Here is a 26,129-nt window from a genome sequence, read left to right on the forward strand (position 1 = left end):
CCGCGTCGCTTTTCCAGCGGCCGTATCGGGTTCCAGGGCCGCTCGAAAGTTCGACAATTGGCGTGATCCAAGGCAATCAGGGTTCCCTTGAATGCACTTTTGGGCATTCCGAATGCGCCGCCCCTGGTCGGCGCAAGCATTTTCTTAACGCGCTTGCCATTGCAATCGCCTGGTGAAGTGAGGGTCCCTCCTCGTTTCAGGTTTGCCGCGGTCGCGGCTTTTTGATCTGGTTGGAAAGAAGAGTCATGTCAGACGTATTGGACGAACACGAGCAAGGCGAAAAAGTTCGCAAGTGGCTGCACGAGAATGGCAGCTCGATTCTCATTGGCTTGGCCCTCGGCGCAGCCGCGATTCTGGGTGTCGGCAAATATCAGGAAATGCGTGGCGCACGGTATGCCGAGGCCAGCGACAAATACGTCGCCTTGACCGAAGCCATCGAGAAAAAGGACGACGCGGCGATCAAGGCGCTGAGTGACTCGATGCGGACCACGTACGCAAAGTCGCCGTATTCGGTGTTGGCCGCCATCGACGAAAGTGCCCGTCTGACCGCAGACGGCAAGCTCGACGATGCCGCCAAGGCACTGGCGTTTGCGCGCGACAACTCGGGCACCATGCCCGAACTCGGCCAACTCGCGGCAATTCGCCTGGCGCGTCTGCAACTGGCGCAGGACAAGCCCGACGACGCACTGAAGAGCATTGCCGGAGTGACCAACAAGGGCTACCAGGCACTGGCTGCAGAGATTCGCGGCGATGCCTTGTTTGCCCAGAAGAAGTACAAAGAAGCCCAGGCCGCCTATGACGACAGCCTGACGCACTTCGATGCCACCTCGCCGCGCCGCACGATTGTGGAAATGAAACGCGACGATCTGGCCACTATCGCCGAAGGAACCTGAGCGAATGCGCAAACTGCTGCTGCTGTCCCTGATCGCCCTGACGATGAGCGCCTGTACCACCTGGAAGAAGAAGGAGAACATCGATCCGCCTAACGAGCTGGTCGAGTTCACGGACGCTCAATTGTTGAAGAAGCTCTGGTCCACCGACCTGGGTGATGGCAGCGGCAAAACCGGTGCAGCGGCGCGTCCCTACATCGTCGCCGATCGGTTGTATGCCACGGATGTCGACAACGGTTTGTACGCACTCGACGCGAGCACCGGCAACAAGCTGTTTCAGGTCCAGCTTGAAGACGACGCCTTCGCGGCCGGCCCGGTCGCCGACTCCGAACGCGTCCTGGCTGGGACATTGAACGGCAAGGTACTGGCCTATGATGCCGGCTCGGCTTCCGAGCTGTGGCAAGCCAAGGTTTCATCCGAGGTGCTTGCTGCGCCGGTTATTGCCGGGGACATTGCGGTCGTACGCTGCAACGACGGCCGCATCTTTGGGCTTGATCTGAACAATGGCAGCCGCAAGTGGGTGTTCGACCGCGGCCTGCCGCTGCTCAGCGTGCGCGGCTACGTGCAACCCTTGTTGATTGGCGACATTCTGTTCGTAGGCTACGAAACCGGCAAGGTCGTGGCACTTCGCGTCAGCGATGGCAGCCTGCTCTGGGAGCAAGCGGTCGGTCTGGCCGAAGGCCGCACCGAATTGCAGCGCATGACCGACGTGGACGGCGAACTGGTGGTTGATGGCGATCGTCTGTACGCAGTGAACTACCGCGGGCAGGTCGTCGCCTTGTCTCCCCAGACCGGCCGCCCCATCTGGAATCGCGATCTCTCGTCTTATACGGGTGTGTCGAAAGGCGGCGATCAGCTGTATGTCGCCGATGACAATTCCACACTTTGGGCGCTTGATGCGAACGATGGCAGCTCGACGTGGCAAGAAGATGCTTACGAAAACCGTTGGCTGACCACACCAGTCGTCGCCGGGGACTATCTGCTCAGCGGCGATATCGAGGGTTACCTCCATGTTTTCGCACGCACTGACGGCAGCACCAAGAGCCGTGTCGAAATTGCCGATGAGTCGCCGATTCGGGCATCGCCCCTGATCGACGGCAACCGCGTCTACGTGCAAACCAGTACTGGCGAGCTCGCAGCGTACGAACTGAATTCGCCTTGATTCAAAGGACCAGGCCATGCTTCCCGTTGTGGCCTTGGTCGGCCGCCCAAATGTCGGCAAATCGACTCTGTTCAATGTTTTGACGTCAAGTCGGGACGCGCTTGTGGCCGATCGGCCCGGTGTGACCCGAGATCGCCAGTATGGCGTCTGCCGGAATGTCGACCGCCCCTATGTGGTGGTCGATACCGGCGGTCTGACCGACAGCCGCGATTTCCTTGCCCGAGCGACCGTCAAGCAGGCGGTCTCAGCGATCGACGAGGCCCAACTCGTGTTGTTTATCGTCGACGCCAAAGAAGGACTCCTGGTTGATGACCATGACGTCCTGCAGCAGATTCGTCGATCCGGCAAGCCCTGCATTCTGGTGCTGAACAAGATCGATGCGAGCACCGAAGCCGCTGCGGGCGCCGAATTCGCAGCGCTCGGCATGTCGGCTGTGCTGGCGGTTTCGGCTGCGCATAAACGCGGCATCGACGCCTTGCAGGCGGAAATCCGTTCGCGCTTGCCCGAACCCGAGGGTTCTGATCAGGACGCCGGAATTCAGGATCTGAAAAAGCACCCTGGCATTCGTCTGGCCATTATTGGTCGGCCGAATGTCGGCAAGAGCACCCTCGTCAATCGCCTGCTCGGCGAGGACCGGGTGATCGCCTCCGAAGTGCCTGGCACGACGCGCGATGCAATTGCCATCCCGCTGCACCGCGATGGCCAGGATTGGGTATTGATCGACACTGCGGGCGTTCGGCGCAAGTCGAAGGTCGAGGATGTCGTCGAGAAGTTCAGTGTCATCAAAACCCTGCAGACACTGGACCAGTGTGACGTCGCGATCCTGATGCTTGATGCGCAGGAAGGCGTCACGGAGCAGGATGCGTCCGTGCTTGGCTATGCGCTTGACGCCGGCCGCGCTCTGGTCATCGCTTTGAACAAATGGGACGGACTGAGCCCGTATCAGCGCGAGCGGTCGCAGAGTGAGCTAGATCGGCGCCTGGACTTTGTGCCCTGGGCCGAGCGCATCACGATTTCGGCCAAGCATGGCTCCGGGCTCGGCGAGCTCACCGATGCCGCAATTGCCGCGTACCGTTCGGCCAATACCGAGATCCCCTCGAGTGAATTGACCCGCGGCCTGGAAGCCGCCCTGACGGCGTATCAGCCGCCGTTGGTCGGCGGTCGTGCCCCAAAGATGCGCTACGCCCATTTGGGTGGCACCAAGCCGCCGCGCATTGTCATCCACGGCAGCCGCCTCAACCATGTCGCTGATTCGTACGTACGCTATCTGGAGAACTTCTTCCGCAAGCGCTACAAGATGGTGGGCACCCCGGTCGCGATTGAGCTGCGCAATGGTGACAACCCGTTCGCCGGTCGCAAGAATGAGCTGACGGAGAAACAGGCGCACCGCCGTCGCCGCATGATCCAACACCACAAACGCGGCAAGTAGGACTCGGCTGAATCGAAGCCCCCACCGTCGCTGCGGGAACTTGTCTCAATCAGGAAGCTCCGCTAAAGTGTGCGACCCTTCCCGGACGTGGTCATGCTGCATGCCCCGTCTTTCGGAAAATCTGGGAGTTCCGCCCCAGAGCGCAATTCGGAGAGATGTCCGAGTGGTTTAAGGAGCACGCCTGGAAAGTGTGTGTACGGCTAAAACCGTACCGAGGGTTCGAATCCCTCTCTCTCCGCCACCTTTTTATGGTGGCTCCCGTCGGTTCCTCACGACGATAGGTGGCAAACCCCGCCAGGCCCGGAAGGGAGCAACGGTAGTCACTGATGCGGGTGCTGAGGGCCAGCCGGCGGGGGCTGCCTCCAGTTGTTTGCCTTTGAAGAACGCTCATCCTGAGCGTTCTTCAAGTCGTGCGTCCGGTACAGGCCCGGACGCACTCCCGACGGCTTAATCGCTGCGCGATCAACCCGCGGGCGCGCGACGTTATTTGCCTTTGAAACACGCTCGTCCTGAGCGTGTTTCAAGTCGTGCGTCCGGTACAGGCCCGGACGCACTCCCGACGGCTTAATCGCTGCGCGATCAACCCGCGGGCGCGCCATCCATGGCGCGCTGATGCGCTGCCGTTGGGTAGACCTTTATTGCTGTTGCAAAACGCACATCATGGGCGTTCTTCAAGTCGTGCGTCCGGTATAGGCGGGCGCCACCACTGGCAGCCTCAATGCTCTGATGACTGTGTTGCAGTGCTTCTCGGTGCCTCAGGGGCTTGTTGGGACATCGTGTCGATCAACCAACGAGTCGCCTGATGCAACGCCTCGATCCGGTCACTGTACTGCGACGATTCGGCGAGTCCGAGCGACTTACGGAGTTCTGTTAGCGGGTGATTCGGATTCAACACCACGAATGTGCCATCTGGGTCGACTGTATTGACCAAAGAGGTCGCTTTCTCAACATCGCCCTGTTCGAAGGCCTTTCGAGCCAACTCGTAGTAGCCAATACCCTCCAAGTAGTCTGCGCCGAGTTCCTTGGACTGCTGCATGACTGACAAGAAATTGCGCTCCCCTTCGGGCTCGCCAAGACGCCAGCGCGCCCACGCGTCCAGCCAAGTCACTTCGATCCTGTTGGCATCTACTTCGGAGGCACCAGGCACGCTCTTTACGAACGCATCCAATTGCGCCAGAGCCTTCTGGACTTTGTCCGGTCGGCCTTCATTGAACGCGACTAGTGCCAGGCCCGTATATCCCCTCCGAATACTCAGTTGCGATTCTTCAGGAAACTCGCTGCTCTCCCGTTGGAATTCGCTAATGATCCGCTCGCACTCAGCAAACCGTCCTGCCCGAACGAGCGGCAACAAGCGATTCATGGCAATGTATTCGTGCATGGCCGAGCCCGCTCCGAATTGCTTGGCGCCAAATGCAGCCAAGTACTCGGCTAACGCCAAGCCCTGATCCGGCGGGAGTAGGTCCGATACCGATCCAACCAAGGACTGGACAATACCGATTTGCTGCGGCAAATCGTCTCTGGCCCCAAACCTGCCCTTCCATTCCAAGAGCTCCAGCAACTCAATCACATTCCGCAAGTCCGCGTTTTGCCGGTGCAGATCGATGAGCGCACTCACTGCCGCAGCGTCCTGCGCCGCATTGAACTCGGTCGCGTTGGGATCGAATCGATAGTCGTGTTGAAGTTCCGGCGGCAACAGTTGCATCCAGGCGCGAAGCGCGGCTTTGGGAACACCTCGATAGTTCTCAAAGTACGCCCGACTTCGATACACCTTTCGTGCGAGCGCGGGGTCGAGCTCGGGAATCCGCGACTCCAGCAGCAGCAGCGTCGGCTCGGCCATATCGAGCCGCTCAATCTGATGCATCTGCACGCGCAGAAGTTCGTACAACGCTTCGCTCTCGCCCTGAAAGTCGTCGCGGTTCCGAAGCTCCTTCACCAGTTGCTCCGCAGGAAACAGCGCGTCCACCGAGGGCCGCTCAACGGCCAATGCATCCCGAAGGGTTCGATAGAGGCTGATCCGGGCCTCCGGCTGATCGGCGAGTTCTGGGCCGACTTTCTGAGCCGTGTCTTTGAGCAAGTCTCGAACGGTCCAGGTTGCCCCATCCTTCCAGGGACTCGCTGCGGTCAATCGATTCAACAAGAAGTCACTGCTCGCGCGCGCTGATTGCGCATTCTGCAACGCTTCTTGCTGCTTCTGAAACGCCCAGCCGGCACTGCCCAGCAGACCGATTGCGAGCGCGCCAATGACCCCACTCGCAGCGGCATTGCGGCGCAAGAACTTGCCAGCGCGGTAATAGACGCTATCGGCACGCGCGTGGATTGGCTGGTGCGCGAGGTAGCGACGGAGATCATCGGCCAACGCGCGCGCTGATTCGTAGCGGCGACTAGGTTCACGGTGCAAGGCCTTCAACACAATCACGTCCAAGTCGCCCCTTAGCTGGCGACGATCCACCGGCGGCCGAGCACTATCAGACAGTGCCAGACGGCTCGGCACTGGCACATCAGTCGCCGTAATTCGCTGCAGCATTTCGGCCGAGCTGTGGGCCCGATACGGGCGCTGCCCCGTCAATAGTTCGAACAACAGTAAGCCCAGGCCATAGACATCCGTGGCAGCAGTAATCGCCTCACCACGAATCTGCTCCGGCGCGGCGTAGGCCACGGTCATGGGCGATTGCAGCTCGGTCAAATGTTCAGAGCCATCCAAGAGCTTTGCGATACCAAAATCGAGCAGCTTCAAAACGCCTTGTTGATTGACCAGGACATTGCTCGGCTTTAAGTCGCGATGCACGATGAAATTCTGGTGCGCAAACTGCACCGCGTCAGCGAGTTGCAAGAAAAGCTGCAACCGCCCACGCAAGTCCATGCGGGCGCCATCAGCGTAGGTCAATAGCGTCTCGCCATCGACAAACTCCATCGCATACCACGGCACGCCCTGATCCTCACCACCGTCCACGATCCGGGCAATGGCGGGGTGCTCCAAGCGAGCCAGCACGTCGCGCTCCCGTGCGAAGCGTGCACGCGCCTGGGCGCTGGTTGAGGCATATAGCCATTTGATTGCCACCCGTTGCGAGAATTCATCCGTGCGCTCGGCGAGCCAAACGGTGCCCATGCCGCCCGTTCCAAGTGGTGCGCGGAGCGTGAACGGACCAATCTGCTCACCCTCGCTGCCGGCTCGACGCATGGCGAGCGGCGCCGCATCTGTGTCGGTCTTCAGTGTCGATGCGGTCAAGGCGGACAGCAAATCCCGAACCAGCGCGACCTCTGCGGCATCGGCGCCAGCCTGAGCGAGAAACGCTGCGCGCTCTGCGACCGGCCGATCCAATGCCTCCCGAAACAACACGAGCACCGAGGGTTTCATTACGGTGTACCTGATGCTGGGTGGCCTTGGGCCTTGATGTCGGACGCTGCGGTGGCCACCCAGTTCCAGAATTGCGGATCGAGCTGCACGTCGTTGTGGCCACGCGACGCTGCAACATGGAGCACCGCGTGCCCTTGCGGGAATCGTTGGGCCAAGTCCTCTGCATGGACGACGGGAATCAGCTGATCGATCGCCCCAGCAATCAAAATGACCGGGGCTTTGACCAACGGGGCGTACTTGGCCGACTCGTAGCGATCGCGAAGAAGCAAACCGACCGGCACCAGCGGATTCATGTCCTGCACGACGCGCTTGAAGTCCTCATAGGGGGTGATCAGCACCAGCGCCTCAATGGGCCGCGCCGCCGCAACCTGGACCGCAATACCGGTGCCCAGACTTCGACCGATCACTCGAACATTGCGCGCTTTTGTCGCGACATCATCAAACAGAGCGAACGCATCGCTGACCAACGCCGCTTCCGACGGCTTGCCCGTACTGCCCTGATAGCCACGGTAGTGCATCACATAGATGCTTCGTCCTGGAAATGCGGCACGAAGATCGGGCAAAACCCGGCTCGTGTCCTCCGCATTGCCACCGAAATAGACCACCGCATCGGCACCGTCGTGCGCCTCATATGACACCCGGACACGCGCGCCCGGCCGATCGAACACCAGCGCCGGGGCCGCGACCGCGAGCCCGGGCTGAGCCTGATAGATGCGCTGCTCCTGCGACACATAAAGCAGCAGCACGTAGCTCAAATAGAAGCCACCAATTGCCAGCACGAACCAGCCAACCGCTCGCTTCATGAAGGTAAGACCTGCCCAGACCACGAATGGCTGTGATGCTATTCGGATTGATTCCCGTACCGCAACGCGCACCCAGTGCACGCCATGCTCAGCATGACATTCATGACAAAACGTGAGGAAAATCCACCAATTTCTTGCATACCACCTTGCGTCCTACCGTCTGTCCCGATAAGGTGACCGCTCATCCCAACAATCCGGCAGAGATTGTGGGCGTTTGGCGGTGGTGGGGAGTTTGCAATGCTACAAAAGGTTCGTGCCCTGATCGGGCGCCCTGCGGCGATGTCACCCGCCCGGGCGCGCGAGAAAATTGCCGCAGGCATGCTCGTCGTCGACGTGCGCGATGCCGACGAGTTTGCGCATGGCCATATTGCCGGCGCCATTCACATCCCGCTGCGGCAGATCGAATCCGATGGCGCTGAAACCATTGCGCCGCTTGCCTCGGTTAGTGACCGCCGAGAAGTGATTCTGTTCGTGTGCCGGAGCGGTGCGCGCTCTGAAGCCGCGTGCAATGCGTTGCGCAGCCAGCTGGGCCGCCGGGCGCAATTCCTGGAAGGCGGCTTGATGGCCTGGGTGGGCGCCGGGATCCCGCTGAGCCGAGAACTCACGCACTCCTATTCGTAACGCAAGCACCGCAAACTGGTGTTCAGCCCGATATTCGCGACAAAGACTGGGACAAGATTTGGGCTGTGGTCTGCACGACGGGAATGACGCGGTCGTAGGCCATCCGGGTCGGCCCGATCACACCCAGTACCCCGAGCACTTTGCCGGCAGCACCATAAGGTGCCGTGATCACCGAGCATTGCCCCAACGGCGCAAAACCAGACTCTTCGCCAATAAACAGACGCACGCCGTCCGCGTGGATGCACTGCTCCATCAAGCGCACGAGCTCGCGCTTCTGCTGAAAGGCTTCAAACAACTCACGCAGGCGCTCCAGATCGGCGAGCTCTGGTTGCGCCATCAGGTTCGTGGCACCGGCCAGAAGCATTTCTGCCTCGGTGTCGACCCGGAATGACGCGTCGGCAATTTCGATGGCCGAACGCATCAGCCGGTCGATCGAGTCTTTCGCAGCCTGCAAATCGCCCACCAGCCGCGTCCGGATCTCATCCAACGACCGGCCGGCGTAATTGGCATTCAGAAAGTTGGCGATCTCTTCCAACTCGCTCGGGGTGTAAGCCCGCGGCAGCTCAATGACGCGGTTCTGCACCTCGTTGTCGGTAAAGACCAGAATCACCAACAACCGATTGGGTGCCAAGCGCACAAAGTCGATCTGCCGGAACGCAAACTGACTGCGCTTTGGCACGGTCACGACGCCAACGAAATGTGTCAGTTGGCTGAGGACCGAAGATGCCTGCTGCAGCACGTCTTGCGTGCTCTGACCACTGTGCAGATTGTGCTGCCAGTGTTCGACCTCATCATGACTCGGCGGCTTCAGCTCCAGCAGCGCATCGACAAACAAGCGATAGCCCTGAGCGGTGGGGATTCGGCCCGCCGAGGTATGCGGAGCGCGAATCAGACCAAGCTCCTCCAGATCGGACAGCACATTGCGGATCGTTGCCGGACTGAGATCCAGCCCTGACGCACGCGCCAAGGTGCGTGAGCCGACTGGCTCACCATCTTGAATGTATTGGCCGATCAGCGCCCGCAACAAATGGCGGGCACGATGATCGAGCAAGTCCTGACGGGAACGGCGCATGTCACAGCATCGGAATCATCTGCGCATGGTGCCTGGGTTGCGACGTTCCTGCAATCACTGAGCCGGCACAACGTGAAGCCGGATTACCGATCGCACCCTCGCGAAGGTCCAAGCGGCGCACAAGCCCCGTACCAACAAGGTGAAGCGATCCAATGCGCCTACGCCAAGCGCTCGGCCAAAAAAACGGCCGACCACCCTCGCAGGTGGCCGGCCATGGATTGCTGATGGCGTGGATCAGTTTTCGAAACCGTTCGAGAACAGCGGATCAATCAGCACGACCACGACTTCGCTGTCGTTATTGTCCGCCGAATCAGAATCTGCCGTCGTCGATGTGGCCGTCGCTTGCAGCGTCATCGTCGGCACGTCTGATGGCGCCACAAAGGTCAGCTGCAGAATCGACGCGTCAGCATTCACCGCCCGTTGCGGCAACGTCCAAAGACCAGTGCTCGGGTTGTACTGGCCGTCGGTCGCCGTAAACGACGCCGGCGCCAGACTTGCGAGGCCCGACTCCGCAAACGTTTCGGCAACATTGACGGTCAGCGCGTCACTCGGTCCTGTATTGGTGAGCGTCAGCGCAAACACGACGTTGTCACCAGGATTCACTGCCGTCGCACTGGCACTCAGCTGCACGGCGACATCCGCCACGCGCGTTGCGTTGACGGTGGCCACCGCCCGATTATTCGCGCCGGTATTGTCGATGGGGGTCGCCGCACTGAGCAGAATCTTGGCGCTCTGCGCACCCGCGCCGTCCACCCGATAGGTCACGGTCAACGTGGCGTTCGAGTTGCCAGACAAGCTACCCACCGTCCAGACACCGTTTGCGCTGTTGAACGCGCCAACGCCGTCGTCCGACTGATACACGAGACCGGCATCCGCTTCGACCACGACGCTGACACCAGATGCCGCGGTGCTGCCCTGATTTTCCACCGTATAGGTGATCGTCAGCACACCGCCCTGCGCGATACTCGGGGCACTGGCCGTTGCGGCGACACTCAATTGCGAACTCGCGGCGGTGTCGAGCAACACGACCTGATCGCGCGTGCCATCGACATTGTGATTCAGCAGATACAACGCACCAATCGAATTGTTGGTGTTCAGATTCGTGGTGTTCCAGCCGACTGAGTAGGTCGCATTATTCAGCGCAAACAGGTTGGACGACGCCCCAGCCAACGTGAAGTCGAAGCCCTTTGCCGCGCCGTTGTAAGTGAACGGGCCTGGCGCTCGATCAAACGTGAAGGACGCGCCCGGACCGCAAACCGCTAGGTCACGCGCGCACCATGGTAGGAATCCTGGGCACGTGGCGACCGCCCAACGGAACGCCAAGTCCGGATTGACGAGGCCGAGCTCCGTTGGCGAGGCCGCTGCGTACATGATGTTCGAGTTGTAGATCGCTGTGTCGGCCCCTGCAGCGGAAACCATGTTCAGGAATGGCGCGGTGCCGCCGACCGAAATCGAGCTCGGCGCCACGATTCGCGAGACGGCAAACACGTCCTGGCCGGTAGCGGTGCTGAGCAGCAAGCGGTTCTGCTGACCAATGTCGCCGAGCATCAGCACGCGGTCATACGCACCGTTCTCGTCTGTGTCGACGCAGATATTCACGGCTGCGTTGCCCGGCGTCTTCCATTCGCCCCAGGTGCTCACGCCAAAAATGAACACGTTGGCCGTCGCGTCGAAATGCACACCGGCGTACTTCAAATCGTTGAAGTCGGGAATCGTCGGGTCACGCGGCGACACGACTTGCAGTTCGACGGGCGTCATCAACGACACCTGATCGACCAGGAAGCTGCCGGAACACGTGCCGACACCCGGCGTGCCGGTGCACACATCCTGTCCGGAGAGTGGTAGCGCGCCGTTGCTGTTCGGGTTGCCCGCCGTGAAAATGGAGCTTGGCATACTGAGCGTCGAATGCGGACGAGCGGCCGAGAGCATCGGCACCCGCGCCACCTCGACCGCGCCCTCCTTGATCACCAGAATGGCCGACTCTTCGCTCAAGAAGTGACGCGATACGTTGACATAGGAAGTCGAAAATCCGCCGCTCTGGCCCGACTGGGTCCGCGACAGGGTCGGGTCGAACGAACGGTCCATTTGCGTGGCATTGGCGTTCACGATGACATCGACCGTGGCCGTCGAGCTGCCAGCCAGCGTCAGTGAGCTCTGCGGCAAAGAGAAACTGACGCCCGGGGCGTCGACGACACTCAGCACTTCCAGCGTCAGGTTGCGGTCGGTCGTGCCGCGGTTGACCAGCCGGACCGACTTGCTGGCGCTGAAGTTGCTCGTCGTCGGTTCGATGTTGAACGCCAGCGACACCACGCCGGGCTCGTCGGCATTGAACGCTTCAATCGTATTGAGTGACGCGCCATGCACTTCGGTACGACCACTGCCAATACGCGCAGTGGAGAAGGTCTCGCCGGTCAAATCCGCACCAATCGTGACCTTGCGGTTCGCAGCATTCATCAACGTCGCTTTGACTTCCTCAACACTTCGTGTCGGGAATTGCTGGCGCACCAGCGCCGCCGCACCGGCCATATGGGGCGCGGCCATTGAGGTTCCGGACAGGATCAAGGTCTGACCGGCAGCCAGAAAGCCCGACGCATTGGCCACCAGACAACCCGTACTTGGCGCGGTGCCAGTACACGTGACGCCCGTCTGCATCGATGTGATGGACGTGCCAGGCGCGGCGATGTCCGGCTTCAGGATCTGCGCACCGCCGCCGCCCCGCGGGCCACGCGATGAACTGACATTCAACGTGTCGCCGGCATTGGCTGCCAGGAGCGTCACGTTGACATTGCCGGAACCAAGTTGCGCCTTGATGGCATTGCCCAACGCCAGCGTGATGCGGATGGCCGGAATCGTCAGGTCAATCGTGGCCGCACCACCAAGCGCAGGCGTGGTGGGATCACCGGAGTTGTCGGCAATCAGAACCGCCAGGGCGCCCGCATTTTGCGCGGCCTCAATCTTGACGTTGAAATTGCAGGTACCGCGATCGATCAGCGCCACATTGCCCGCCAACGCCGCCGCGTTGGTCAGCGCTTGGCAGCCATCGTTTACCGGCGCCGTTGCGTCGACAGCCAACACGACATTGCCCGTCTGACCGCCCGCCTGAGGAATCGGGGTCGCACCGTTGGTGTCGGTCATCGCATTCGCGCCCGCTTGATACGAGCCGGCAATCGGTGCTGGGGCATTCACTTGGATCTTGGCGCCGGCAAACTGACTGTCGACTGAGTTCGCTACCGCCAGAGTCCGCTGCGACGCGCCTGGGCTGCCGCTGATGAAATACGTGTCGGCCGCATTGCCGGCCGAAGCCACGACGATGACACCGATTGCTGCGGCGTTGTCGGAGGCAATCGTGCTGGCATCGAAGGCGCTGCCGTAGTTCGAGCCCAGCGACATGTTGATCACATCCAGGTGATCGCTCAGATCGTCGTCGTTATTCGGATCGGTCGCCCAGTCGATCGCCTGGGGCGTCAGATTCGTCGAACCGCCGCAACCGAAAACGCGCAAGGCATACAGGTTTGCGCGCGGCGCCACACCTGGACCAATGCGCAGCGCACCCAGATTGGCCGTGTTGTTGTACGGGCCCGTGTAGGGCGATCCGTCTGCGTTGACACCGCCACCAGCGGAACTGCCCGCGACGTGCGAGCCGTGGCCATTGCAGTCCATCGGGTCTGGATCCGGCGACGGCGCGTTGGCGCCCGTGTAGAGATCGCCCGCAAAGTCAGTACCGCCGACCACACGAACGGTCGGGAACGCCGCTGCGCCGGTTTCGCTGATCACCGCACGATCATTGGCCTGATAGTCGGCCAGAACGCCCGTGCCACCGACATTCGGATGCTGGTAGTCAATACCGGTATCAATGATGCCGATGCTGATGCCCTCGCCCTTTGCGCCGCTCGCGAACGTCGGGGTCGCAGTCCAGGTATTCGGCGCGCCGATGAATGGCACACTGGTCTGGTTGTGGAGTTCGTGCGGGACCATCACGTCGACCCGCTTGACGCCGGCCAGTTTGCGAATAGCGTCGACTTGGTCCGGACGAATGCGGATCGCAAAGCCATTGACCGCGCGGTGTGTACGGAAGATTTCGGTATGCGTCAGATTCAAGGCTTGCAGGCGGGACGCGAACGAAGCCTGTTCGCTTTTGAGGCGCTGCGCATGGGTTTTTGATGCGGCACCGGCGGCGACAATACGGTTCGGGGTGCTCTCACCGCCCAACGTGGCCGCATACACCACGGCGCTCGGCGGGGAAGCGAGTTCGACGAAGACCGCGACGCGACCGTGTTCGTCGGCCAACGGCAATTCGTCAATCGAGTCCGTTGCGACGGGGGCGCCCGGCGTGGGCTGAATCGCCGCGGCCGCCGCGGCAAATGGCAGACCCAAGGCGGCAATAGTGCATAACAATCGCACAGCTGTTTTCACGAACAACACTCCTCAGTTCCCAAATAGAAAATACCGAAGCCGATTGGCATGGTCACCAAACGGCATTGCCCAAACACGCTACAGACCCATGCTCGTCCTGATCATCCACACTCGCGCCAAACAGAAATCATCAAAGACCTTCTGAACACGTTCAGAGGCGATGGGGGCTAAGGATGCCCCGCCCCAGAATCAAGCACGCCAGTGATCGATTCTGGAACGCAGCGTCCGAACCCGCGCCGGACTCAGCGTGAGCCTTCAAGTCCTGAGTGGACTGATTCAGTCTCTCGCTACTGAGTGTCTGCACAAACCCATCCTGGCAGCACGCTTCCGTGCAACGGGACTGCGTCCACGACGCACAGTCGCGACCCACTGAAGCAGGGCGCACGTCGCACGTCGATGATCCCCGATTTTTCAAATGTATTCGTGCGGTTGTCAAGAACGTGCATACAGAAGACCCATTCAAACATGCGTATCAGTCAGCGCATTGACTTGACCAACAGAAGTCGACGTCGCAACCCACGCGGCGAGCGATCACGCATCCGACTTTCGTGAAGGATTCGTACTTGACCTGACAGGACATCTCGGTCAAGGTCGCGCGGCTCCCTCACACTCAGGATGTCGCCATGGCCGCTTTGCTTCGACTTCTGCTCTCATTCGTCTTGCTGTTTGTTATGGCGTGGGTGCACGCACAGGATTCGACTGCAGCGGCAAATCCCGCCAGTGCCGCGGCCGTGAGCCGGGATTTTCCACCCGGCCTGCAGATTCCGGATGCGGCGAAACCGGGGCCAGCGTTTGCTGTGGATCGCGCGACGGCTGCGTATTTGGACTTACAGTCTTCCGAACAGAAGGCCAAGTCGGATGCGTACTTCGAAGGCGGCTATTGGGTCGACTTTTTCAGTCTGCTCTGGGGCCTTGCCGTTGCGGCCTTCCTACTGTTCAGTGGCCTGTCGCGAACCATGCGCGAACTGGCCGCCAAGTGGTTCAAGCGGCCGACACTCGCCGCCATCGCCTATGCGGTGCTGTGGCTCGTCGTGATGAACCTGATCAACCTGCCTTGGGACAGCTACTTCGGATTCATGCGCGAGCATGCCTATGGTCTGGCGACTCAAAACTATGGTGATTGGCTGGGCGATCGTCTGAAAGGCCTGTTGATCGGGTTGCTGCTGGGTGCGCCATTAATTGGTGTCTTGTACCTCGGCGTGCGCCGCTTGGGCGCGAACTGGTGGAAGGCGACCGCCGTGGTCAGTTTCGGGCTCGCTTTGCTGTTGAACATGATTGCGCCGGTCTTCATTTCGCCGCTGTTCAACGACTACAAACCATTGCCAGAAGGCGAGATGAAGGAAGCGATCTTTTCCCTCGCCCGGGCAAACCGGATTCCCACCGACAATGTGGTGTGGTTCGACGCCTCAAAGCAAACGACCCGGATCAGCGCCAACGTTTCCGGCTTTGCCAATACCACTCAGGTCAGCTTGAACGACAACCTGATCAACAAGACGTCTCTGCCCGAGATCAAGGCGGTCATGGGGCACGAGATGGGGCATTACGTGTTGAATCACGGCCTGCGTCTGACGGTGTACTTCACGCTTATTCTCGCGATCGGGTTTTACGTGGTGCATCGCCTGATGGACTGGTCGCTGGCCCGTTTCGGCGCGCGCTTTGGTATCACCGATCGCGCCGATCCGGCCGGGCTACCGCTGGCGCTGGCGATCCTGTCGCTGTTCATGTACGCGGCGTCGCCGCTGCTGAACTCCGTGGTTCGCCAAGCCGAAGCGGAGGCCGACATGTATGGCTTGAACGCCGCGCGCGAGCCACATGGTTTTGCGATGGCGGCGATGCGCCTGTCGACGTACCGCAAGATTCATCCAGGTCCCTGGGAAGAGGTCATTTTCTACGACCACCCGAGCGGCTACGACCGCGTGCTGCGTTCGATGCAGTGGCTGGCCGAGAATCAAGATTTGGTCGCCAAGGATTTGCGGGATCGCGCCGCAACGCCTTCGACTGCGCCAAGCGTGGATTCAGAACATGACGACTCTGGTCAGATTGGCGACACCAGCCCCGACGCGGCATCGCCCGACACGATTCCAACCGAGGCGGATGGCGCCGCGAATTAGGGATCGGCGGTTGCTGGCTGTCGGCGGCGGCAGCCAGCCAACAAGGGTTGGCAGGCCGATGCGGACATTTTTACCCGGGTACTATTGACGGATATTTTCACCCGGGTATAATTTGGGTTCCTTGTTGCGAGATCCCAATGTCCGAACGCCGCCATCCCACCTTCACGAGCTTCAGCGGTACCCGCCAGATCGCTTCAGGTCCCCTGCTGGTCAATGCCTTGGCGCTTCGACAAGCCGCCGACGCGCGCACTGCCGACCCGCTGCTGCTGTTTGATGACCAGACCGGCCGAAACATCGATATCGACCTGCGAGGCACCGATTCCGAACTCGTCGCGCGATTCGAGGAGCCAGCATCGGCGGCAACATCGCCAGATTCCGAATCCGAAACACGCGGACGCGGCCGGCCGAAAATGGGCGTCGTGTCACGCGAGGTGACCTTGCTGCCCCGGCATTGGGATTGGCTGAATTCGCAACCCGGCGGTGCGTCGGTCACGTTGCGCAGACTGGTTGATGACGCCCGCCGTACCCATGCCGATAAGGATCGACTGCGCGCTGCCCAGGCTCGCGCGTATCAGTTCATGCAAGCGATGGCGGGCGATCTGCCAAATTTCGAGGCGGCCACGCGCGCGTTGTTCGCCAATGATCTGGAGCAAGTTCGGGCACTGTTGACTGCATGGCCGCACGATGTGGCGCGACATGCGCTCAAGCTGGCGGATGCGGCAGCGTGAACCAGACGATCGAAGCCCGCCGACGATGATGGGCGGGCCAGACTGCCGATCGGTGGCAATGCATCAGCGATGCCGCAACTTCAACACCAGGACGCTACCCGCGAGCACAGCGGTGATCGCATTGGCAATGATGATTGGCCAAGCTTGCCGCATCACGCCGTAAACGAGCCACAGCAAGACGCCACTGACGAACAGGCAATACATGCTGAGCGAGATCCCGCTGACATCACGCGTGCGAAGTGTCTTCAATGCCTGCGGCAGGAACGAAGATGTCGTCAAGACCGCAGCGAGATAACCAACGAGTTCTGCATCCATGCAACTGCTCCAGGGCCATGTCGCCCAGTACGGGGATCCTCTGCATCATACGAGACTGCAAATCAAAGGCCTCATGATTTCGATTGCAAACGTCGATCACAACGGCGCATCGGCCTTACCGCGCGGCTCTAAAACGCCTGTTAAGATGCAGCCATGATTGTTGCTGCTGCTGCCTACGGCGTCTCGGCGCACGCCGACTTCTCGTCTTTTCTTGCCAAGCTGCGCGGCCTTGCGGCCGCGGCTGCCGAGCAGGGTGCCCAATTGCTGCTGCTCCCTGAGTACCATGCGATGGAGTTGGCGACGATCTTTGCCGAACCCATAAAGAGCGACCTGCAAGCGCAGCTCAGCGCGTTGCAGACAATCGTGCCGCAGTACGAGGCCGCACTGTCCGAGCTGGCCCGCGCGTTCCAGTTATGCATCGTCGGTGGCACATTGCCCGTCCAAGACGCGGACGGTCAGTTCCGCAACCGCTGCACGATCGCGACGGCCGATGGTCGTCGCCATCATCAATACAAGCTCAATATGACGCGCTTCGAGCGCGAGTCCTGGGGCGTCTCTGCGGGTCAGGGCCAGCTGGTGGTCGATCTCGGTGCGTGCCGCCTCGGTGTGGCTATTTGCTATGACAGCGAGTTCCCCGTGCTGGTCCGCGAGTTGGTCAAGGACGGTGCCAATCTGATTTGCGTGCCGAGTTGCACCGACAGCATGCATGGCTATCATCGCGTCGAAGTGGCTTGCCGAGCCCGGGCGCTGGAGAACCAGTGCTACGTGCTCGTGACCCACACAATCGGCGATCTGCCCAGTTCACCAGCGATCGACGAGAACCATGGGGCCGCGGCGTTGTACGGGCCACCCGATCGCGGCTTTCCCGCCAACGGGGTGATCGCCCAAACCGAAATCGATGCGCCGACACTCCTGATCGCCGAGCTCGATTTCGACAAAGTCGATGCGGTCCGCCAAGACGGCCAAGTGTTGAATCACCGCGATTGGCGTTAAGCCTTGGCCCTGCGGCCGGGTCTTTTCACCGCGCACGCGCCTGGAGGTTGCGCTCCAGATCATCGAGCGCGTGCCGCAACCTGAGCGTGACAGACGTCTTGCGTGGTGGCCGCTGGCCGAGAAAATCGAGCAGATCGCGATCACGATCGTGAATCACCGATTCGCGAAGACTGAGGCCATGGCGCGCCAGAATCGGTCGCAGCTTGTCAGCCTGCGCGGCCAAGTCAGCGAGCGTCGAGCTGTAAGCATGCTGCGCGAGCTTGTGCCGGCTCTCATAACTGAAGACATTCGTGAAGAACATGCTGGTGTCGTCGGGACGCGGCTCGAACAACACGATATCGGCATGCTCATATTGTGTTTGATACTTGTCCAGCCCAACCTGCATGCGCGACTTGAGCAGGGTTCGGAAGGTCTGTGACAGCACCGCTGGCAACCCACCCTCAATCAGGCTTGATGGCACCGGCAAGCCATTGCGCAGCGCCATGCTTGCATCGAATGGGACAAGCGGGTTGATCCCGAACACCAACTCCGCGCCCGCATCGAGCGCGACCGATGCATGCAACGTTCGCCGCAGCGCGCCGTCGACATACCAATGCTTGTCGATCTCGACTGGCGGGTACAGGCCCGGCAGCGCCGAACTGGCCTGCACAGCGCGCGAGATCGGCACATGATCAAACCCAGGAGATCCGAATCGCACGGCTTCGCCACTGTCGATATCCACCGCGATTACATACAGCCGATGCGCGAGCTCGCGGAAATCGTTGCTGCGCCCAAAGCTCGCAAAAATCGTACGGAGAAAGCGCTCGATCTCGGCATTGTCAAACAACCCGGTGGGAATGATCGCACCGAGGCGACCAACCACATCGGTCCATTTGTTGTCGTCCGGGTTCCGGATGATGTCGAGCATCCAGGAGCCGATCATCTGCGGAATGGCCGCAGCACGGCGCAGGTATTCCTGGAACGCCGGCCGCAGGAACACCTCGGGCCGAAATCGTCCTTGGGCGAGATCGTCAGTCAGAAAGATGCGGCACATGTCCGCCGTGGCGAGTTGATTCGCGAGTCCAGACGCCAGAAAAGCGCCCGAGCTGACGCCGACGTACACCTCAAGATCCGTCAACCTGAGGCCTTCAATGGCCTCGTCGAGCGCGCGTAGCGCACCCAACTCATACATGCCTCCCACCGGTCCGCCACCAGCGACAGCGAGACCGATCTTTTGCACCTTGGCCTTACGACGGCGCGGTTTCAGCGTGGGTTGCAGCGTCAGCATGAGTATCCGGAGCTTGGGGAACCAACCGATTGTATTCGTCCAGATCGGAGTGTGGGCTCCAGTCGCCCGGAACAAGTACCGGGCGCGACCAGGCAATGCCGCAACGCTGCTGCCGTTCAGACTGACGCTGGCATCCCCGCGGTTGTGAACAATTGCGCCGAGCCTGTCGGCAGAGCGCGACTGCCGTGCGTGCCGCTGGCTTTCGCGAGCAATTAAGTCTCTGAACCCGCAACTGATTCGAGCGCAAGGTGAATAGCTGCTGGCACCTGAACCGATAACCCATCGAGACTTTGCTCGCCGGGATCAAGCCCCATAATGAGACACATGAGCAGACACGAGACTGGTGAAAAACTCCGAGACACGCTGAACGCCCTGGCGAAGGCGCGTTCGCCTGATCATGACGAGCGCAACGACGCGCCACTGCTGGTTGCGTTGAAGCGGTGGCAATCGGAACGGCTGGGCCAAAGCTTCACGGGATTGTTGGCGGACGACCGATATCAACCGGCGGCCGAGTTCTTCTTGTCCGATCTCTATGGCAGTGGTGACGTTAGCTGGCGCGACCGCGACGTGACACGCGTGCTGCCGACCATGGTCCGGTGGTTGCCGGAAAAAGCGCTCGTGGCGCTGAATGGCGCCTTGGAACTCGATCTGATTTCGCACCAGCAGGATCTTCTGTTGTGCGAACACCTGCCCGGCCCCAGCATTGATACCGAGTCCTATGCCAGAGCCTATCGCGCCAGCTGCGATGAGGCACTTCGGCACCGACAAATCGACTTGATCGTCGATGTGGGTCGCGAGTTGGAGCGACTGGTCAAGGTGCCATTGATTCTCGGTGTGCTGAAGCTCGCCCGCGGCCCGGCCCGTGGTGCCGGCTTTGGCCAGCTACAGTCCTTCCTGGAGCGCGGCTTCGCGGCGTTCCGACATATGGGGCCGGCCGATCACTTTCTGCGGACGATTGAGCAAGGCGAGCGGCAAGTCATGCAGCGCCTGCTGAACCAGCACGCCGATCCCTTTGGCTTTGGTCAAACCCGGTCAAAGCGACAGGCCCCGCCGAACGGGGCGTCGGGCAGCCCTCGCGCTGCCACCCCAAGAACTACTTGACGACGCGCAGATGGCCGCGCTTGGGTCGGTCTGGGTCGGTACTTGGCGCGGGCGGTAGCGGTAGCGGATCGGATTCTTCGGCGACTGCCTGGGTCACCGGCTCCGCCGCAAACGCAGTCGGTGCAGCACCCAGACTCAGTTCGGTGGCATCGGCGTCGCCAGCGTCAGAGTCGTCATCATTGACCAGATCTGGCGAGAACACCATGCCAAGGCCGTATTCGCGGGATCGGATCGCCATGACGGCTGCCACCGGAACCTGGACGCCACGACTGACGCCGGAAAAGCGCGCGTTGAAGCGGATCAGATCGTTGCCGAGTTCCAACTCACCGGTCGCGGTCATGGAAATGTTCAAGACCACGATGCCATCGCGCACCGACTGCGGTGGCACGATGACGCCCGGCGCGCGCGCATCGACAATGATCAGCGGCGTTTGGCCGTTGTCGACGATCCAGTCATAAATCGCCCGAATCAAATACGGCCGGTTGCTGGTAACCGGGGGAAGAGCATCCTTACTCATACGTGCGTGCGCAAAGCGCGTTCGAAGTCAGTCATGCTGCGATTGTAGGCTGGATTGCGGAAGAAACGCTCGCCATATTCGAAGACTGCATGACCTTCCCGCCCTAATTGCACGCCAAGTGCCGGTAAACGCCACACCAGGGCGGCCAACGCGCAATCGGCGACGGTCATCTCGGCATTGAGGAAGAACTTCGACGCCTTGAACGCCGGCACGGCGGCCAGCAGGCCCTCCTTCAGCTTCTTGCGGGCGCCATCTGCCTGAGCCTTGTTGCCGCTCTGGATCGGCTCCACCAGACTGAGCCATTCGCGCTCGATGCGCCGAAGGCTCAGGCGCACGCGGGCCCGACCCTGCGGATCGAGCGGCAAAAGCGCCGGATGCGGATAGCGTTCTTCGAGGTACTCGCCGATCAGGTCGGCCTCGTAAATCGCCAAATCTCGATCCACCAGCGTTGGCGTGCTGTGGTAGGGGTTCAACTGCACCAATTCCGCTGGCAGGTTGCCGGGCTCCACCAGAACCAGTTCATGGCTCACGCCCTTTGCCGCCAGCAGGATTCGAACCCGGTGGCTATCAAGATCGTCCTTGCCCGAGTAAAGCGTCAGCACAACTCGGGTACGCGCTGCCGTTGGGGCGCGACGGCGCGCAAGGCTGGAAGCGGGGGTGAGACTGCTCATGGCCGACCTCCCACCGGTGCGGACGCACCGTTGGCTCGGAGACTAGCCCGAACATTTCCCAAGCTGCAATGGTCAGAACGTCAGATTTTCAACCGGGGCGCAGGCTGCCCGAACGATCTGGCGCCAAGTCACTGATTTGGAAAAAACAAACCCGGCCGAGGCCGGGTTTGTCGAGACGCTGATGCGCTGGAGCGGTCAGTGCACGTCGCGCCAGTACTCCGACTTGAGCAGCCACGCCACAAATGTCAGGAACGCGAGAAACAGCACCACGTAGGCGCCAATGGCCTGACGCTTCAAGGCCGCCGGCTCCGCGGCGTACTCCATGAAGTTGGCAATATCACGGGCCACAGCGTCGAATTCTTCGGCGCTGAGCTTGCCCGGGCTCGCCAACTGGAAGCCTTCGACCACGTTCGCGCCATGGGCGTCTTTGCCCATTTCAGCCACTTGCACGCCTTGCAGCTCCCACAGCGGGTTTGGCATCGAGGCATTCGGGAACACTGAGTTGTTCCAGCCCAGCGGGCGCTTGCCGTCCACATAAAAGGACTTCAGGTAGGTGTAGATCCAGTCGGCACCGCCGTGCTTGACGCGCGCAGTCAGCGAGAGATCCGGGGCCACGGCCCCGACCCACTTGTTGATGTCTTCCGACTTTGCGGCGACCACCATCGGCTCACCAAACTTGGCGCCCGTGAAGTTCATCCAACGCTGCACCTCCTCCTCCTGCAGGCCGAGGTCTTCCGCCATGCGCGAATAGCGCATGTACTTCATCGAGTGACAGCTCAGGCAGTAGTTGACGAAGTACTTGGCACCGCGTTGCAGCGAACCCTTGTCGTTCAAATCGGCGCCCGAAACTTGCAGTGCGGCGCCTTCCGTTGCAGCGAACACACTGAACGAACACAGCGCCAGTAACAGAGAGATCAAAAACTTTTTCATGGCGGTTCCGGACTCAGTGTTCAAAGGTGACGCGGTCGGGGACCTTCTTCGTCTTGTCGATCTTGCTCCAGATCGGCATGGTGAAGAAGAACGCGAAGTAGTAGATCGTCAGCCCAAGCGCGAGCGGCTTTTCCCAGGATTCAGCGCCCGAGCGCGTACCGAGCCAGCCCAGAATCACGAATGCGATGACGAACAGCGTGATCATGATCTTGGTGATCGGGCCACGGTAGCGGATCGACTTGACTTCCGAACGGTCAAGCCAGGGCAGCAGGAAGAAAATCAACGTCGCACCGCCCATGACAATGACGCCAAGCAGCTTGTCAGGAATCGCGCGCAGCATCGCGTAATAAGGCGTGAAGTACCACACTGGCTTGATGTGCGCCGGGGTCACCATCGGGTTCGCGGCCGTGAAGTTGTCATGCTCCAGGAACCAGCCACCCATCGTCGGCGCGAAGAAGATGATGAACGCCGCGATCATGATGAAGAAGCTCGCACCGAACAGGTCTTTGACGGTGTAGTACGGGTGGAACGGAATGCCATCGAGCGGCTTGCCGTCCTTGCCCTTGACCTTCTTGATTTCAACGCCGTCCGGGTTGTTCGAGCCGACTTCGTGCAGGGCCATCAGGTGCAGATAGATCAGCCCGGCCAGCACAAACGGCAGCGCGACGACGTGCAACGCGAAGAAGCGATTCAGCGTGGCTTCCGAAATCAGGTAGTCGCCGCGGATGAACTCCACGAGTTGCTCGCCGACCACGGGAACGGCGCCAAACAGCGACGTAATGACCTGGGCGCCCCAGTACGACATTTGGCCCCAAGGTAACACATAGCCCAGGAACGCTTCGGCCATCAGGGCGAGGAAGATGACCACGCCGAGCAGCCAGATCAGTTCGCGCGGCTTTTTGTAAGAGCCGTAGATCAGGCCGCGGAACATGTGCAGATAGACGACGATGAAAAACAGCGACGCACCGGTTGAGTGCATGTAGCGGATGATCCAGCCCCACTCCACGTCGCGCATGATGTATTCGACCGAGTCGAACGCATCAGCGGCCGTCGGGCGAAAGTTCATGGTCAGCCAGATGCCGGTAACGATCTGGTTGACGAACACCAGCAGCGCCAACGAGCCGAAGTAGTACCAAAAGTTGAAATTCTTCGGCGCGTAATATTGGGCGGCGTGACGGTTCCACCACGCGGTTGCGCCCGGGGCGCGCTCGTTGACCCAGTTGTAGCCGGAGTCGATGACCTTAGTGACCAAGCTCATGCCGCAGCTCCTTCCGCCGGCTTCACGCCAATCTCGATCAGAGTATCAGTGACAAAGTGGTAAGGCGGCACGCGCAGGTTGCTCGGCGCCGGGACGCCCTGGAAGACGCGGCCGGCCGAGTCAAAACGCGATTGGTGGCACGGGCAATAAAAGCCGCCCTTCCATTCGGTGTCAAAACCCTGCGGGATCATTTCCGGGTAGTAAAGCGGCGAGCAGCCGAGGTGCGTGCAGACACCTTCGAGTACCAGGATTTCCGGGCGGATCGAACGATACGCATTCTTGGCGAATTCTGGGGTCTGCTCTTCGTTGGTCGAATCCGGATCGCGCAGGCGCGAATCCAGGGAAGGCAACGCGTCCAGGACTTCCTGCGAGCGGCGGATGATCCAAACCGGCTTGCCGCGCCACATTTCGATCTTGCGGGCATTCATTTCCAACTTGGAAATGTCGGTGAGGACTGGCGCACCGGCCGTCTGTGCCTTGGCGCTGGGCGTCCAGCTCTTGACGAACGGCACTGCGGCGAACGCACCGCCAATGCCTCCCACGATGGCTGTCGACGCGGTCAGAAACCGGCGGCGACCTTTGTCTACCCCTTGCTCGGCCATAAGGCACTCCAGAAAAAACCAATAAGAATTCAGGCGATTGATCGCTCAATCGTAACAGCGAGAGTTTAGCTGATCGGCTCGCGACGCTTCAATCGGCTTTCCAAATGCGGCGGCCCTGACAAAATGTTTGGCGTCAGGGCCGCCGATTGGCACAATGCCCGCATGTCTTCCAACGAATCCGGCGGCGCGCTGCGCTTTGCGATGTTTCTCGTCCAGGCCGCCATTACCGGGCTGGCGCTGGCCTTTGTCGTCACCCGGTTCTTTCCCGACCGGTTCGGAGCGGCGCCAGTCAGTGGCCCGGCGCCGGTTCAGACCGTTGTCGCGAATGCCCCCGAGAGCTACCGGCAGGCGGTCAACTCGGCGGGACCCGCGGTGGTGAGCATTTATAGCTATAGCGAACGTGTGGTGCAGGCTCCCAGCCGGGTATTCGGCGACCCCATGCTGCAGCGTTTTGGCAACATCAGTCCGCAACGAGTGCTGGAGCAAAGCCTGGGCTCGGGCGTCATCATGTCGGCCGATGGGTATCTGCTGACCAATTTTCACGTCATTTCGAATGCCAGCAATATCCTCGTTGGCCTGTTCGACGGCCGGGTGACGAGCGCCAAGCTCATCGGCGCCGACCGGGAGACCGATCTCGCGGTCCTGAAAATCGACGGTAGCCAGCTCCCCACGGTCAAGGTGGCCGAAAGTGACAACCAGGCGGTCGGCGATGTGGTACTGGCGATTGGCAACCCTTACGGCATCGGCCAAACCGTGACGCTCGGCATCATCAGCGCCCAGGGCCGCAACCAACTGAGTCTGAGCCGCTTCGAAGACTTCATCCAGACCGACGCCGCCATCAATTCGGGCAATTCTGGCGGCGCGTTGGTCAATGCCCGGGGCGAACTGGTCGGCATCAATACGGCCCAGTTCGGCCAGGCGCAGGGGATCAGCTTCGCAATTCCGGCCGAAGCGGCTAAGCGGGTTCTGGCCGAAGTGATTGAGCACGGCGAAGTGATCCGCGGCTGGATCGGCGCAGAATATGCCGATACGCCCGCCAATTGGATCAATGACAACGCGCCGCGTGGCGCCATGGTGTCGCTGACGCTGCCCGGTGGCCCGGCCGAGGTCGGCGGACTCCAACCCGGCGACGTCATCAGGGTTTACAACGACCAGGACATCAACAGCTTGAGCCAGCTCCGCGCCATCGAAGCAGCGCTTGCGCCTGGCACCAAGATCAAGATCCGGGGCAGTCGGGCCGGCGTGCCGTTCGATTCGGAAGTGACCGTCGTGAAGCGTCCCAACGGATTTGGTCGGCGCCAGTGAGCACGGACGATCGCGCCACCCTGCGTCGGCAGATGCGCGCCAAGCTGCGGGCGTTTGCGCCCGAGGTTCGCATGCGCGCTGCAGCGGGCGTCGCCCGCCAGCTGGATCAGACCGGCTGGCTGAAACCGGGACTCAAAGTCGCCGGCTTTTGGTCGCTGCCGTATGAATTGCCGATGCTGATTGCGCAGGTCGGAATCGAAAAGGCCGGCGCGCAATATTTCCTGCCCATTCTGCATGCCGATCAGACCCTTCGGTTTGCCCGGTTCAAAGCCGGCGATGCCGTTCGAGTCAATCGTTTTGGCATCCCCGAGCCGTTAGCCACTGAAAGCGCCTGCACTGCTGCCGATTTGGACGTGATCCTGATGCCGCTGACAGCCTTCGATCGCCAAGGCAATCGTCTGGGCAGCGGTGGTGGCTGGTATGACCGCACGCTCGCTGGGTCGACCGCGCCAAGACGTGTCGGGGTTGCGTATGCGGCGCAGGAAGTCCCTGCCCTGGTGCCTGCAGCTTGGGACGTTCCGCTCCACCATGTGCTGACCGAGCAGACATGCTTGGCCTGCCAACCTTTTTCCGCTCCTTGATTAGG

The 26,129-nt window shown here is 60.9% G+C and carries 21 protein-coding genes, 1 tRNA gene and 1 other RNA gene; 12 read left to right on the forward strand and 11 right to left on the reverse strand.

Translation table 11 applies throughout. The features are described 5' to 3' along the window. The first annotated feature begins 245 nt into the window (after nt 1-245). The 5 genes from C7S18_RS13705 to ffs all read left to right on the forward strand — a co-directional run bounded on the left by C7S18_RS13705 (nt 246) and on the right by ffs (nt 3,837). Nucleotides 246-893, forward strand: coding sequence for a YfgM family protein (locus tag C7S18_RS13705; protein WP_106892101.1), 648 nt, complete (start codon nt 246-248; stop codon nt 891-893). Between the two features lie 4 nt (nt 894-897). Further along, nucleotides 898-2,052 (forward strand): outer membrane protein assembly factor BamB, encoded by a 1,155-nt coding sequence (gene bamB, locus C7S18_RS13710; protein ID WP_106892102.1) that lies wholly within the window; start codon nt 898-900, stop codon nt 2,050-2,052. 16 nt (nt 2,053-2,068) lie between these two features. Further along, complete coding sequence (der, locus tag C7S18_RS13715) at nt 2,069-3,481, forward strand: ribosome biogenesis GTPase Der (protein WP_106892103.1); 1,413 nt, start codon at nt 2,069-2,071, stop codon at nt 3,479-3,481. A 149-nt stretch (nt 3,482-3,630) separates the two neighbouring features. Beyond that, a tRNA-Ser gene (locus tag C7S18_RS13720) sits at nt 3,631-3,722 on the forward strand. A 17-nt stretch (nt 3,723-3,739) separates the two neighbouring features. Continuing rightward, nucleotides 3,740-3,837: signal recognition particle sRNA small type (ffs, locus tag C7S18_RS13725), an RNA gene on the forward strand. A gap of 359 nt (nt 3,838-4,196) precedes the next feature. Here ffs and C7S18_RS13730 read toward each other — a convergent pair. Continuing rightward, complete coding sequence (locus tag C7S18_RS13730; protein ID WP_106892104.1) at nt 4,197-6,836, reverse strand: serine/threonine protein kinase; 2,640 nt, start codon at nt 6,834-6,836, stop codon at nt 4,197-4,199. After that, the gene (locus C7S18_RS13735; protein ID WP_106892105.1) at nt 6,836-7,639 is read right to left on the reverse strand and encodes an alpha/beta hydrolase; all 804 of its coding nucleotides are present in this window, start codon (nt 7,637-7,639) and stop codon (nt 6,836-6,838) included. Before C7S18_RS13735 ends, C7S18_RS13730 begins: the two co-directional genes overlap by 1 nt. A 237-nt stretch (nt 7,640-7,876) precedes the next feature. Between C7S18_RS13735 and C7S18_RS13740 the strand changes: the two genes are divergently transcribed. Next, a complete protein-coding gene (locus tag C7S18_RS13740) occupies nt 7,877-8,260 on the forward strand; it encodes a rhodanese-like domain-containing protein (protein WP_106892106.1) in 384 nt (127 codons plus the stop codon). Nucleotides 8,261-8,282: 22 nt separating this feature from the next. Here the strand turns inward: C7S18_RS13740 and hrcA are convergent, their stop codons facing one another. Both hrcA and C7S18_RS25145 read right to left on the reverse strand, forming a co-directional pair. After that, on the reverse strand, nt 8,283-9,311 hold the full coding sequence (gene hrcA, locus C7S18_RS13745) for a heat-inducible transcriptional repressor HrcA (RefSeq protein ID WP_206208041.1): 1,029 nt from the start codon (nt 9,309-9,311) through the stop codon (nt 8,283-8,285). Between the two features lie 255 nt (nt 9,312-9,566). Next, nucleotides 9,567-13,745, reverse strand: a complete 4,179-nt coding sequence (locus tag C7S18_RS25145) for a S8 family serine peptidase (RefSeq protein ID WP_146151919.1) — start codon at nt 13,743-13,745, stop codon at nt 9,567-9,569. A gap of 623 nt (nt 13,746-14,368) precedes the next feature. Between C7S18_RS25145 and C7S18_RS13755 the strand changes: the two genes are divergently transcribed. Beyond that, nucleotides 14,369-15,856, forward strand: coding sequence for a M48 family metallopeptidase (locus C7S18_RS13755; RefSeq protein ID WP_106892109.1), 1,488 nt, complete (start codon nt 14,369-14,371; stop codon nt 15,854-15,856). A 137-nt stretch (nt 15,857-15,993) separates the two neighbouring features. Further along, nucleotides 15,994-16,584 (forward strand): DUF2239 family protein, encoded by a 591-nt coding sequence (locus tag C7S18_RS13760; protein ID WP_106892110.1) that lies wholly within the window; start codon nt 15,994-15,996, stop codon nt 16,582-16,584. 63 nt (nt 16,585-16,647) lie between these two features. On the opposite strand, the gene C7S18_RS13765 is transcribed toward C7S18_RS13760, so the two are convergent. Continuing rightward, nucleotides 16,648-16,899 (reverse strand): SemiSWEET transporter, encoded by a 252-nt coding sequence (locus C7S18_RS13765; RefSeq protein WP_106892111.1) that lies wholly within the window; start codon nt 16,897-16,899, stop codon nt 16,648-16,650. A gap of 153 nt (nt 16,900-17,052) precedes the next feature. Between C7S18_RS13765 and C7S18_RS13770 the strand changes: the two genes are divergently transcribed. Further along, a complete protein-coding gene (locus C7S18_RS13770; RefSeq protein ID WP_106892112.1) occupies nt 17,053-17,892 on the forward strand; it encodes a carbon-nitrogen hydrolase family protein in 840 nt (279 codons plus the stop codon). A 25-nt stretch (nt 17,893-17,917) separates the two neighbouring features. Here C7S18_RS13770 and C7S18_RS13775 read toward each other — a convergent pair whose 3' ends face one another. Next, nucleotides 17,918-19,159, reverse strand: coding sequence for a patatin-like phospholipase family protein (locus tag C7S18_RS13775; protein ID WP_106892113.1), 1,242 nt, complete (start codon nt 19,157-19,159; stop codon nt 17,918-17,920). A 324-nt stretch (nt 19,160-19,483) separates the two neighbouring features. Between C7S18_RS13775 and C7S18_RS13780 the strand changes: the two genes are divergently transcribed. Continuing rightward, the gene (locus C7S18_RS13780; protein ID WP_106892114.1) at nt 19,484-20,260 is read left to right on the forward strand and encodes a DUF8198 family protein; all 777 of its coding nucleotides are present in this window, start codon (nt 19,484-19,486) and stop codon (nt 20,258-20,260) included. Here C7S18_RS13780 and C7S18_RS13785 read toward each other — a convergent pair. The 5 genes from C7S18_RS13785 to petA form a co-directional block, all read right to left on the reverse strand. Then, nucleotides 20,253-20,777, reverse strand: a complete 525-nt coding sequence (locus C7S18_RS13785) for a ClpXP protease specificity-enhancing factor (protein WP_106892115.1) — start codon at nt 20,775-20,777, stop codon at nt 20,253-20,255. The two genes, C7S18_RS13780 and C7S18_RS13785, sit on opposite strands and share 8 nt — an antisense overlap. After that, on the reverse strand, nt 20,774-21,448 hold the full coding sequence (locus C7S18_RS13790; protein WP_106892116.1) for a glutathione S-transferase N-terminal domain-containing protein: 675 nt from the start codon (nt 21,446-21,448) through the stop codon (nt 20,774-20,776). Before C7S18_RS13790 ends, C7S18_RS13785 begins: the two co-directional genes overlap by 4 nt. 195 nt (nt 21,449-21,643) lie before the next feature. After that, complete coding sequence (locus C7S18_RS13795) at nt 21,644-22,402, reverse strand: cytochrome c1 (protein WP_425481077.1); 759 nt, start codon at nt 22,400-22,402, stop codon at nt 21,644-21,646. Beyond that, nucleotides 22,392-23,636 (reverse strand): cytochrome b, encoded by a 1,245-nt coding sequence (locus C7S18_RS13800; RefSeq protein ID WP_106892118.1) that lies wholly within the window; start codon nt 23,634-23,636, stop codon nt 22,392-22,394. The genes C7S18_RS13795 and C7S18_RS13800 overlap by 11 nt, the downstream gene beginning before the upstream one ends. After that, nucleotides 23,633-24,238: a ubiquinol-cytochrome c reductase iron-sulfur subunit gene (petA, locus tag C7S18_RS13805; protein ID WP_106892119.1), complete on the reverse strand. Its 606-nt coding sequence runs from the start codon at nt 24,236-24,238 to the stop codon at nt 23,633-23,635. Before petA ends, C7S18_RS13800 begins: the two co-directional genes overlap by 4 nt. Nucleotides 24,239-24,400: 162 nt before the next feature. Between petA and C7S18_RS13810 the strand changes: the two genes are divergently transcribed. Both C7S18_RS13810 and C7S18_RS13815 read left to right on the forward strand, forming a co-directional pair. Next, complete coding sequence (locus tag C7S18_RS13810) at nt 24,401-25,543, forward strand: S1C family serine protease (RefSeq protein WP_240623896.1); 1,143 nt, start codon at nt 24,401-24,403, stop codon at nt 25,541-25,543. Continuing rightward, entirely contained in the window at nt 25,540-26,124 is a 585-nt protein-coding gene (locus C7S18_RS13815; protein WP_106892120.1) for a 5-formyltetrahydrofolate cyclo-ligase, read from the forward strand. Before C7S18_RS13810 ends, C7S18_RS13815 begins: the two co-directional genes overlap by 4 nt. The last annotated feature ends 5 nt before the right edge of the window (nt 26,125-26,129 follow it).

Source organism: Ahniella affigens, assembly GCF_003015185.1.
Taxonomy (GTDB): domain Bacteria; phylum Pseudomonadota; class Gammaproteobacteria; order Xanthomonadales; family Ahniellaceae; genus Ahniella; species Ahniella affigens.